Here is a 12,021-nt window from a genome sequence, read left to right as displayed (position 1 = left end):
GGACGGGGGACCGAGAGTTAGCGTTAACATTTTCTGGTTTCGCTGACGGCCCTGAAACTTTCCGAAAGTTTCGCTTTGGCTGACCCGGTGGCCCACGTATGTATAGACGAAGGCCGGTACCGCGTCCACCCTCCTCCCGCGATCATTGCCAAAGCCGCACACGCGTGATTACAGTCCCCTGTCTGGGAGCGCTCCCATGTACGCCTGGCTCGACGACGAGGAGATGGCGAATGCGGGCAAGGAAATTCCGGGCTGGACTGGTGTTACTGGCGGTGACGACGCTCGGGCTGACGGCGGGTTCGGTGCCCGCGTCGGCCGCGGACTACGAGCGGCTGCTCAACGGCACCTTCGCCAGTGGCACCCTCGACCCCTGGTGGGCCGGGGCCGGGACCACCGGCCGCGTCACCGGCGGGGAGTTCTGCACCGACGTCACCGGCGGCACGGCCAACGGCTACGACGCCCTCGTCGGCCAGAACGGCGTCCCGTTCGAGGCGGGGCAGCAGTACACGCTGAAGTTCGACGCGCACGCGACGACCACCCAGCAGATCTCCGCTGTCGCGGGCGAGTCCGTCTCGCCCTACCGGCAGATCTCCCGCACCGACCTGACGGTCACGCCCTCGACCCAGCACTTCACCGTCACCTTCACGTCCACTTTGGACTTCCCGGCCGCGGGCAACGGCCAGCTGGCCTTCTGGTTCGGGGGCCAGGCCGCGAACAACACCGTCTGCCTGGACAACATCTCGCTGATCGGCGGGGTGATCCCGCCCGGCGGCCTGCCGCCGACGAGCGGCATCCGGGTGAACCAGGAGAGCTACACCCCCGGCCTGCCCAAGCACGCCACGGTGATCAACAGCTCGACGAGCCCGGTGACCTGGACGTTGCGCAACGCCGCCGGCACCGCGGTGGCCACCGGGCAGACCCGGCCCCGCGGGGCGGACGCCGCCTCCGGCGAGAACGTCCACGACATCGACTTCTCCGCCTACGACACCGCGGGCACCGGGTACACCCTCGCCGTCGGCTCCGAAACCAGCTTCCCGTTCGACATCGCCGCCGACGGGCTGAAGAAGCTGCGCTACGACTCGCTGGCGTTCTTCTACCACCAGCGCAGCGGGATCGCGATCGACGCCCAGTACGTCGGGGCCACCTACGCGCGCCCCGCCGGCCACGTGAACGTCGCGCCGAACCAGGGCGACAACAACGTCCCCTGCCGGTCGGACCTGAACTGCGGCTACACCCTCGACGTGCGCGGCGGCTGGTACGACGCCGGTGACCACGGCAAGTACGTCGTCAACGGCGGCATCGCGACCTGGGAGCTGCTCGACGAGTACGAGCGCGCGCTGAAGCTGGGCGACGCGAGCGCGCTGGGCGACGGGAAGCTGGCCATCCCGGAGCGGGCCAACGGCGTCCCCGACATCCTCGACGAAGCCCGCTGGGAGCTCGACTTCCTGCTCTCCATGCAGGTGCCCGACGGCAAGCCGAACGCGGGCATGGTGCACCACAAGATCCACGACGCGGCCTGGACCAGCCTGCCCACCCGGCCCGACCAGGACAGCCAGCCGCGCCGGCTCTCCGCGCCGAGCACGGCGGCCACGCTGAACACGGCCGCGGTGGCGGCGCAGGCGTCCCGGCTGTGGCGGACCATCGATCCCACGTACTCGGCGAAGCTGCTCGCGGCGGCCGAGAAGGCGTACGCCGCGGCGAAGGCCAACCCGAACGTGCTCGCCGACCCGAACGACGGCACCGGCGGCGGGACCTACAGCGACAACACCGTGACCGACGAGTTCTACTGGGCGGCCGCGGAGCTGTTCGCGACGACGGCGAAGAGCGCGTACCGCACCGACGTCACCGGATCCTCGCTCTACCGCGGCGTCAGCTTCAACACCCACGGCTTCGACTGGGGCTCGACGGGCGCGCTCGGCGACATCACGCTCGCCCTGGTGCCCACCGACCTGCCCGCGGCGGACGTCGCGGCGATCAAGGCGGCGATCACCACGACGGCCGACAGCCACCTCGCCCAGATGGCGGGCATGGGCTACCCCGCGCCCTACCGGACCGCCGACGGCACCTACGAATGGGGCTCCAACGGCCTGGTGGCCAACAACGGCGTCGTGCTCGCGCTGGCGTACGACTTCACCAAGCTGGACAAGTACCGCGACGGCGCCTTCCAGGCCATGGACTACCTGCTGGGCCGCAACCCGGCGAACTACTCCTACGTCTCCGGCCACGGCGACCAGGCGGTGCAGAACGTGCACCACCGGTTCTGGGCGCACGAGCTGGACCCGTCGCTGCCGACCGCGCCGCCCGGCGCGCTGTCCGGCGGGCCGAACAGCGGCCTGCAGGACCCGACGGCGGCCCGGCTGCTCGCCGGCTGCGCACCCCAGCGCTGCTTCGTCGACGACATCCAGGCCTACTCGGTGAACGAGGTCGCCATCAACTGGAACTCGGCGCTGGCCTGGCTGGCGAACTGGACGGCGGAGAAGTCGCCGTCCGCGGTGGACACGACCGCCCCGGCCGCGGCGGGCAAGCCCGCTGTCTCGGCGGTGTCCGCCACCGGCGCGACGGTGACCTGGACGGCGTCCTCGGACGCGGAGAGCGGGATCAAGAACTACGACGTCGTCAGCGTGACCGGCACGGCCCGCAAGGTCCTCGCCACCGTCACCGGGACCGGCGCGACCCTGACCGGGCTCTCGCCGTCGACCGCGTACACCCTGGTCGTGGTCGCCCGCAACGGCGCGGGCCTGACCGGCCCGGATTCGGCGTCGACGCAGTTCACGACCCTGCCGGACGCCTCGGGCGGCGGCTGCTCGGTGACCTACACGGCGAACAGCTGGTCCGGCGGCTTCACGGCCTACGTCACGGTGACCAACAGCGGGACGGCGGCGTGGTCGAACTGGGTCCTGAAGTTCGCCTTCCCGGGGAACCAGAAGGTGACCCAGGGCTGGTCGGCGACCTGGGCGCAGTCCGGCGCGAACGTCACCGCCACGGCGCTGCCCTGGAACGCGTCGGTGGCGCCGGGCAAGTCGGTCTCGATCGGCTTCAACGGCAGCTACACGGGCAGCAACGCGAGTCCCACGGCGTTCGCGGTGAACGGCAGGACGTGCGGCTGACACCCGTTCCGGTCGCTCGATCGGCGAACTGACGAAGAGTCCGCTAACGTCACATCCGCGGGCAGGTGCGCCTCCTCCCCCCTCGGCGCACCTGCCCGCACTTTTCTCCCTCTTGTCTCCGCCCGGACCGGCGCTCACCATGAGTGGTCCGGGGCGGAAGGAGCGGACGCCGTGGACGAGCCGGCGATCGTCGTCGCGGACCTGCGCGTCCGCCGCGGCGGCGAAGAGGTGCTGCGCGACATCGGGTTCACCGTGCGGCGCGGGACGGTGACCGGCCTGCTGGGGCCGAACGGCTGCGGCAAGAGCACGCTGATGCGTTCGATCGTCGGCGTCCAGATCGTCGAGTCCGGGCGGGTGGACGTGCTCGGCAGGCCCGCGGGCCACCCCGAGCTGCGCCGCCGGATCGGCTACGCGACCCAGGACCCGGCGATCTACGCGGACCTGACGGTCACCGAGGCCCTGCGCTACTTCGCCGCGGTGCTCGGCACGCCGCCATCGGACGTCGACCGGGTGATCACCCAGACGGGGCTCACCGAATCGGCCCGGGTCCTGGTCGGCCGCCTCTCCGGCGGCCAGCGCGGCCGGGCGAACCTGGCGGCGGCGCTGCTGGGCACCCCCGAGCTGCTGGTGCTGGACGAGCCGACGGTCGGGTCCGACCCCGAGCTGCGCGACGAGCTCTGGAAGCTGTTCCACGACCTGGCCGCCACCGGCGTCACGCTGCTGATCTCCAGCCACGTGATGGACGAAGCCGCGCGCTGCGACGACCTCCTGCTGCTGCACCGCGGGAAGGTCCTCGCCCGCGGCACCCCGGAGGCCCTGCGGACGCGGACCGGCGCGCCCGATCTCGAGCAGGCGTTCCTGCGCCTGATCAGGGGACGCGCGGAGGCGGCGCGATGAGCGCGCCGGCCACCACCCGCCGGATCCTCACCCAGCTGCGGCACGACCCGCGCACGGTGGTGCTGCTGGTCGCGGTGCCCAGCGTGCTGATGATCCTGCTGCGGTACGTGCTCAACTCGGAGCAGCGGTTCAGCGCGGTCGCGCCGGCCCTGCTGGGCATCTTCCCGTTCACCATCATGTTCCTGCTGACCTCGGTGACGACGTTGCGCGAGCGCACGACGGGGACGTTGACCCGCCTGATGACGCTGCCGATCGGCAAGCTCGACCTGCTGCTCGGCTACGCGATGGCGTTCGGCCTGCTGGCGACCCTGCAGGTGGTCGTGGCGGCCGGGATCTCCCTGACCTGGCTCGGCCTGGACATCGCGGGCTCGGTCTGGGTCCTGCTGCTCATCGTGGTGCTGGACGCGCTGCTCGGCACCGCGCTCGGCCTGTTCGTCAGCGCGTTCGCCCGCACCGAGTTCCAGGCGATCCAGTTCCTGCCGGTGTTCGTGCTGCCGCAGTTCCTGCTGTGCGGCCTGTTCGTCCCGCGCGGGGAAATGGGCTGGGTGCTGAGTGCGGTGTCGGACGTCCTGCCGCTGTCCTACGCGGTGGACGCGCTCACCCAGGTGACCCGCTCGGCCGAGATCGACGGCACGCTGGTCCGCAACATCGGGATCATCGCCGGCTGCGTCGTCCTGGCGCTGCTGCTGGGTGCGGCGACGCTGCGCCGCCGCACCCCGTGAAGCGGGGTCACCGGCCGCCTGTGGCCGGGCCGCCGTCGCGCTTAAAGTGGGCGGAGTCCGGTGCCGGACCGAGCAGAGGAGTGCGCATGCAAGGAGTGGATCCGTCGGTGCCGCCCAGTGGCACGGGTTGCGCGGACTGCGATGCCGCCGATCCGCAGGGCTGGTGGTTCCACCTCCGGCGCTGTGCGGAATGCGGGCACATCGGGTGCTGCGACTCCTCGCCCGGCCGGCACGCCAGCGGCCACGCCGCCGCGAGCGGGCACCGGCTGGCGCGCAGCTTCGAGCCCGGCGAAGAGTGGTTCTGGGACTACCGCGACGAGGTGCTGTACGAGTCCGGGCCCGCGCTCGCCGCTCCCGAACACCGGCCGCTCGAGCAGGCCGCGCCCGGGCCTGCCGGTCGGGTGCCCGAAGACTGGGCCCGGCGCCTGCACCGCTGACCGTTCCTGTCTCGTGGACAACCTAGGCGGTACCTCTATCGAGTGATATTCTGGCTTGAAACGTTTCAACAATGTCGTGGAGCGTTCATGTCCGGATATCGCGTGCTGCTCGCCGTCCTGTCCGCCCTCCTCCTGATCGCCCCGCAAAGTGCCGCCGCGCCCGGTGCGGCGATCCAGGTCGGCGACCTGCGCGTCGACAACGTTGTCAACCCCCTGGCCGCCGGCCCCGCCCCGACGCTGAGCTGGAAGCTCCGCTCCGAGAAGCCCGGAGAGCGGCAGACGGCGTACCGGATCCTCGTCGCGAGCGACCCGCGGCTGCTCGACCAGGACCGCGCCGACGTCTGGGACAGCGGCCGGGTCACCAGCGGCGATTCCGTGGCCGTTCCTTACCGAGGACCAGCGGTGGGGAAGCGCAACTACTGGACCGTCGAAGTCTGGGGCACGCGCGGCGGGCCACCGGCCAAGGCCGCGCCCGCGTGGTGGGAGACCGGGGCCGGCTGGTCCGGCGCCCGGTGGATCACGCCCGACACCGGGGACGCCTACGCCTGGCAGGACTTCGTCCTCGACGTCGACTTCACGATCAAGGCCGCGGCCGCGGGCGTGGTCTTCCGGGCCGCCGGCCCCGACGACTTCCTGATGTGGCAGGTGAACGCGGCCGAGACGCCGGGCAAGGTGCTGCTGCGCCCGCACGCCAAGAGCCACGGGTCGTTCTCGCTCCTCGGGGAAACCGACCTGAGCCCGGTCATCACCCCGCAGACCGCGAACGCCCCGCACCACCTGCGGATCGAAGCGCGGGGGAGCACCGTCGTCACGACGGTCGACGGCACCGAAGCCGACGCGCGGACCGTCGACGCGGTGCGCGCCGGCACCATCGGGTTCCGCACCTCGGTCAGCCAGGGCACGCCCGAAGCCGCCGCCTACGACAACCTGGCCGTGCACGGCCTCGACGGCACCCCGCTGTTCTCCGACGACTTCTCGTCCGCTCCGGACGCCCGGTTCCCCGGAGCCGCGGTCGCCGACGGCAGGCTCGAACCCCAGGGCGATCCGCTCCTGCTCGCCCAGTCGCCGGACGCGCCGCTGCTGCGCACCGAATTCGTCCTGGACAAGCCGGTCGCGAGCGCCCGCGCGTACGCCTACGGCCTCGGCTTCTACGAACTGCACCTCAACGGCGGAAAAGCCGGCGACCAGGTGCTGACGCCGGGGAACACCCCCTACGACCGGCGCCTGCTCCACGACTCCTACGACGTCACGCCGTTGGTCCACAAAGGACGGAATGCGGCCGGCCTGTGGCTGGGCAACGGGTACGGGCCGCGCTTCAGCCAGTACGGCTTCCGCTGGACCGGCCCGAAGCAGGCCATCCTCGCGCTGGCCGTCACCTTCACCGACGGAACCAGCCGGACGATCACGACCGACGGCTCGTGGCGCTGGTCGGACGGCCCGGTGACGGCCAACGACCTCTACGCCGGGGAAAGCTACGACGCCCGCGCCGAGAAACCCGGCTGGGACCGGCCGGGCTTCGACGACTCCGCCTGGCACCCGGTGCGGACCGCGGACGCCCCGGCCGGGGAGCTCACCGGCTCGACCGCGCCGCCGGTCCGGGTCGTCCGCACCGTCCGGCCCGTCGCCGTGACGCAGCCGCGGAACGGCGTGTACGTCTACGACTTCGGCGAGAACTTCGCGGGCTGGGCGCGGTTGCGGGTCGCCGGGCCGTCCGGCACGACCGTGCGGATGCGCACCGCGGAAGAGCTGGCCGGCGACGGGACGCTCGACACCGCGACCAACCGCAACGCCGCCTCCACCGACTCCTACACCCTCGGCGCCGCACGGGGCGTCCAGGTCTACGAGCCCCGGTTCACCTACCACGGCTTCCGCTACCTCGAGCTCACCGGTTTCCCGGGGACGCCGGACCTCGACAGCGTCGCCGGCCGCGTCGTGCACGCCGACGTCGCCGCCACCGGGCACGTCGAGACGTCGGATCCGCTGCTGAACGCGATCTGGGCGAACAACCGGCGCGCGGTGCTGAACAACTCGATGAGCCTGCCCACCGACAACCCCGTCCGCGACGAGCGGACGCCGCCGGGCATGGACGTGCAGGCCTACCACGGCGCGTCGGTCCTCGACTTCGGCATGGAAGCCTTCTACGGCAAGTACCTGCTCGACCTCCCGCCCGGGACGGCGTTGCCCAGCGACGACGGGAACGCCCAGCTGCCGGACATGGGCGGCGGCTCGGTCGACCTGGCCTGGTCGCTCTACGAGCAGTACGGCAACCTGTCGCGGCTGGCCGCCGCGTACCCGGCGATGAAGACGTTCGTGGACACCAACGCGGCCGCCTACCCCGGCCACATCCGGCCGGACGACCGCGGCTTCGGCGACTGGTGCCCACCCGACCGGAGCCCGAACGCCAACGGCGGCCAGGGAAACCCTTCGGCGGGAGCGTGCTTCAGCGAGCGTTCGCTGGTGAACACCGCGCTGTCCTACCGGCAGGCCGACGACGTCGCGAAAGCCGCGCAGGCACTGGGAAAGACCGCCGACGCGGCGCACTTCGCGGAACTGACCAAGGCGATCGCCGCCGCGTTCAACGCGCACTTCCTCGTCGGCGCCACCTACGGCGACGGCCGGCAGACGGCCGGCATCCTCCCGCTCGCCTTCGGGATCGTGCCACCGGACAAGGTGGCCGCGGTCGGCGCGAAGCTCGCCGACACGATCCTGACCAAGGACGGCGGTCACCTCGACACCGGCATCTTCGGCACCCGGTACCTGCCCGAGGCGCTCGCCAAGGCCGGCCGCATCGACGTCGCGCTGACCGTGCTGCGCCAGCAGACCTATCCCGGCTTCGGGTACGAAATCGGCCGCGGCGCGACGACGCCGTGGGAGCAGTGGACGTACGAGTCCGGCATGGAAACCCACGACCACGCGATGTTCGCCGGGATCAACGCCGCCTTCTACACCCAGTTCGCCGGCATCACGCCCGCGTCGCCGGGCTACGCCTCGATCGCCATCGCCCCGCGGGTACCGGCCGGGCTCGGGCACGTCGCGGCGTCGATCGACACCGTCCGCGGGCTCGTCGCGTCCGAGTGGACGCAGACCGGCTGCCGCTTCGACCTCACGGTCACCGTGCCGGTCAACGCGACGGCCACGGTCACCCTGCCCACGGGGCAACGGATCCCCGTCGGCTCCGGCACGTCGAAGTTCACCGCCCGCCACTGCCCCTGACCCGAGGAGAACCCGTGAAACGGATCTTGCCGACCGCACTGCTGGCCGCCGGTCTCCTCGCCCCGGCCGGGCCGGCGGACGCGGCTGTCACCTACCCCGACCTCGCCGCCGCCTTCGACAACGCCGGTACCAGCCCGGCGGCGTCGCCGGGAAGCGCGGACCTCGACGGCTTCGGGCACAGCTTGGTCGCCGAGGACTTCACCGCCGCCGGCTGGTCCCGCGGCGGGGTCGTCACCGTCGGCGGCGCGCCGCTGCGGCTGCCCGCCGCCGCGCCGGGCACGCCGGACAACGTCGTCGCCGACGGCCAGCGCATCCGCGGCCGGTTCGCCGGCGCGGCGCTGTCGTTCCTGGTGACCAGCACCGGAGCGGCGGCCGAGGGCACCGGGACGCTCGAATACGCCGACGGGCACGTCCGGGACTTCCGGCTGGGCGCGCCCGACTGGATCGTCGGGCCGGGCAGCAGGCTGACCGTGGCGTTCCCGCGGTGGAACACCCCGGACGGCCCGGGTGCGGTCCCGGCCAAGCTCTACACCGTCTCCGTCCCGCTCGACCCCGGAGCCGCGGTCACCGCCGTCACCCTGCCGAAGACCGGCTCGGGCGGCCGCCTGCACGTCTTCGCGATCGGTACCCGGCCCACCGCAGGCCCGTGGACGGCGACCTGGGCCACGGCGACGGACGACGGCCTCGCGCCCTGGCCGTGGACCGAACGCACGCTGCGCATGGTGGCGCACACCAGCCGCGGCGGCAGCCAGGTGCGGGTCCGGCTGGACAACGCCTACGACCCCGGGCCACTGGTCGTCGGCCACGCGACCGTCGCGGTCCGGAGCGTCGGGGCGGTCCCGGCGCGCACGCCGGTGACGCTCACCTTCGGCGGGCGCCGCGAAGCCGCGCTGCCCGCGGGCGGTCAGGCGACGAGCGACCCCCTGCCGTTCACCGTCCCCGCGGGCGCGGACCTGCTGGTCAGCCTGTACCTGAAGGGAACGGTGACCAACGCGCCCATGCACAGCGTCGCGCTGCAGGAGATGTACACCACGGCCGACGGCACCGGGGACCACACGGGCGACGGTGTCACGTTCCCCTCCGCGGGCACGTTCGGCTTCTGGACCGTCCTGGCCGGGATCGACGTGGCCGGGCCGGGCGGCACCGGCACGGTCGTCGCGTTCGGCGACTCGATCACCGACGGCTGGTCGTCCACGCCGAACACGAACAGCCACTGGCCGGACTTCCTGGCCCGGCGGCTGCCGGGCCGGGCCGTGGTGAACCAGGGCATCTCGGGCAACCGGATCCTGCAGGACGCCTTCAGCGGCTACCCCGACGGCCGCACGGCGGGGGTGAACGCACTGGCCCGGCTGAACCACGACCTGACGAGCCAGCCCGGCGCGCGGACCGCGATCGTCCTCGAAGGCATCAACGACATCAACACCGGGGCGAGCGCCGAGGACGTCGTCGCCGGGCTGAAGCAGCTCGCCGCCGAGCTGCACGCCGCCCGCATCCGGGTGCTCGCCGGCACGCTCACCCCGATCAAGGGCTGCGGCTGCAGCAGCGACGCGCACCTGGCCGCGCGGAACCGGGTGAACGCCTTCATCCGGGACAACGGCGGCGTGTTCGACGACGTCGTGGACTTCGACGCGGCCGTCCGCGACCCGGCCGACCCCGAGGCGATGCGGGCGGTGTACGACTCCGGCGACCACCTCCACCCGGGCGACGCGGGGTACCACGCCATGGCCGCCGCGGTCCCGCTCGACCGGCTGTGACCGTCCACCCGGGAGCCGGCGGGTGGTACCGCGGTACCACCCGCCGGCGCAAGTTCCTCCGGCGGTACCACGGATCACCTCCGTCCCGCTCCTAGCGTGGCAGTGGACGGGCCGGGAACGGCTCGCGCGACCACAGGGGAACGACGATGATCGAGGCACTGCAGCTCACCAAGCGCTACGGGGAGAAAACGGCGGTCGACCACCTGGACTTCACCGTCCGGCCCGGTGCCGTCACCGGCTTCCTCGGCCCGAACGGCGCCGGCAAGTCCACCACCATGCGGCTGATCCTCGGGCTGGACGCCCCGACCGGCGGATCGGTGCGCGTCAACGGCCGCCCCTACGCCCGGCACCGCGCCCCGCTGCAGGAGGTCGGGGCGCTGCTGGAGGCCAAGTCGATTCATCCCGGCCGGTCCGCGTTCGACCACCTGCTCGCGCAGGCCCACACGCACGGCATCCCGCGCCGGCGGGTCTCCGAGGTGATCGAGCTGGCCGGGCTGCAGTCCGTGGCGAAGAAGCGGGCCGGCGGCTTCTCCCTCGGCATGGGGCAGCGGCTGGGCATCGCCGCGGCCCTGCTCGGCGACCCGGCGACGGTGCTGCTGGACGAGCCGGTCAACGGGCTGGACCCCGAGGGCGTTCTCTGGATCCGCACCCTGCTCAGCGGGCTCGCCGCGGAGGGGCGCACGGTCTTCGTGTCCTCGCACCTGATGTCCGAGATGGCGCTGGTCGCGGAGCACCTCGTCATCGTCGGCCGCGGCCGGCTGCTCGCCGACACCACCGTGGCCGACCTGGTGCGCGAAGCGGGCGGCGACACGGTCAAGGTGGCCACCGCCGACCCGGCGCGGCTGCGCGAGGTCCTGTCCGGCCCGGGCGTCGAGATCACCGGCCGCGCGGGCTCCGAAGAACTGCAGGTGACCGGCCTGTCCGCGCGGGTCATCGGGCTCAAGGCCGCCGAGCACGGCGTGGCGCTGTTCGAGCTCACGGCCAGGACGGTCTCCCTGGAGCAGGCCTTCATGGATCTGACGCGGGACGCCGTCGAGTACCACGGGACCGGCGTCGAAACCCTCGGGAGGGCGGCATGAGCGCGGTGGCCGTCGAACGGCCCGCCTACCGGGTGACCGGGCCGCGGGTGCTGCGCTCGGAGTGGGCGAAGCTGTGGTCGCTGCGCTCCACCTGGATCACCCTCGGCCTCGGGTGCGCGTTCCTGGTGGCCTTCGGCCTGATCGCCGCGGCGCAGTACACGCCCCAGCCCACCGGCGGGAACCTGGACGACGACTTCGCCAACGCCACCGCGGTCAGCCTGACCCTGTTCGGCCTGGTGTTCGCGCAGCTTGCGCTGGGCGTCCTCGGGGTGCTGGTGACCGCGGGCGAGTACTCCACCGGCATGATCCGTTCGACGCTGGCCGCGGTCCCGCGCCGCCTGCCGGTGCTGTGGGCGAAGTCGGCGGTGTTCGGCGTGGTCGTCCTGGTTCTCGGCCTCGTCTGCGTCTTCGGCACCTTCGTGATCACCTCCGGCGTGGTGGCCGGGACGCCGGCGGCGCGCACGCTGTCGTCGCCGGGCGTGGTGCGCAGCCTGGTGGGCGCGGGCCTCTACCTCGGCCTGGTCGGCGTGCTCGGAGCCGCGCTGGGTGCCCTGCTCCGGTCGGTCGCCGGCGGCATCTCGGTGCTGGTCGCGGTCCTGACGCTGATCCCCGGCCTGATGCAGCTGCTGCCCGCGAGCTGGCAGAGCAAGATCGGCCCGTACCTGCCCGGCAACGCCGGCCAGGCCATGTACGCCCTGACCCACGACAGCACCTCGTTGTCGCCGGCCGCGGGGTTGTTCGTGTTCCTGGGCTGGACGGCACTCGCGCTGGCCGGCGCGGCCTACCGGCTCGTGCGGACCGACGTCTGAGCC

General features: G+C 72.5%; 8 protein-coding genes. All 8 read left to right on the top strand.

Annotation, left to right across the window (positions count from 1 at the left end; genetic code table 11):
* The first annotated feature begins 230 nt into the window (after positions 1-230).
* The 8 genes from ACWEGE_RS33075 to ACWEGE_RS33040 all read left to right on the top strand — a co-directional run bounded on the left by ACWEGE_RS33075 (position 231) and on the right by ACWEGE_RS33040 (position 12,018).
* A complete protein-coding gene (locus ACWEGE_RS33075) occupies positions 231-3,107 on the top strand; it encodes a glycoside hydrolase family 9 protein (protein WP_449664386.1) in 2,877 nt (958 codons plus the stop codon).
* Between the two features lie 171 nt (positions 3,108-3,278).
* A complete protein-coding gene (locus ACWEGE_RS33070) occupies positions 3,279-4,004 on the top strand; it encodes an ABC transporter ATP-binding protein (protein ID WP_449664385.1) in 726 nt (241 codons plus the stop codon).
* On the top strand, positions 4,001-4,726 hold the full coding sequence (locus ACWEGE_RS33065; protein WP_449664384.1) for an ABC transporter permease: 726 nt from the start codon (positions 4,001-4,003) through the stop codon (positions 4,724-4,726). The genes ACWEGE_RS33070 and ACWEGE_RS33065 overlap by 4 nt, the downstream gene beginning before the upstream one ends.
* Positions 4,727-4,812: 86 nt before the next feature.
* Positions 4,813-5,163, top strand: coding sequence for a UBP-type zinc finger domain-containing protein (locus ACWEGE_RS33060; protein ID WP_449664383.1), 351 nt, complete (start codon positions 4,813-4,815; stop codon positions 5,161-5,163).
* Between the two features lie 87 nt (positions 5,164-5,250).
* Positions 5,251-8,376 carry a family 78 glycoside hydrolase catalytic domain gene (locus ACWEGE_RS33055; RefSeq protein WP_449664382.1) on the top strand — a complete coding sequence of 1,042 codons (3,126 nt, stop codon included), beginning with the start codon at positions 5,251-5,253 and terminating at the stop codon, positions 8,374-8,376.
* 14 nt (positions 8,377-8,390) lie between these two features.
* Positions 8,391-10,130, top strand: a complete 1,740-nt coding sequence (locus ACWEGE_RS33050; RefSeq protein WP_449664381.1) for an SGNH/GDSL hydrolase family protein — start codon at positions 8,391-8,393, stop codon at positions 10,128-10,130.
* 146 nt (positions 10,131-10,276) lie between these two features.
* Positions 10,277-11,209, top strand: a complete 933-nt coding sequence (locus ACWEGE_RS33045) for an ABC transporter ATP-binding protein (RefSeq protein WP_449664380.1) — start codon at positions 10,277-10,279, stop codon at positions 11,207-11,209.
* Entirely contained in the window at positions 11,206-12,018 is an 813-nt protein-coding gene (locus ACWEGE_RS33040) for an ABC transporter permease (RefSeq protein WP_449664379.1), read from the top strand. Before ACWEGE_RS33045 ends, ACWEGE_RS33040 begins: the two co-directional genes overlap by 4 nt.
* Positions 12,019-12,021: the final 3 nt, after the last annotated feature.

The organism is Amycolatopsis sp. NPDC004747 (genome assembly GCF_053601335.1).
Note: the sequence above shows the minus strand (reverse complement) of the source record. Positions and strands in the feature narration are given on the sequence as shown.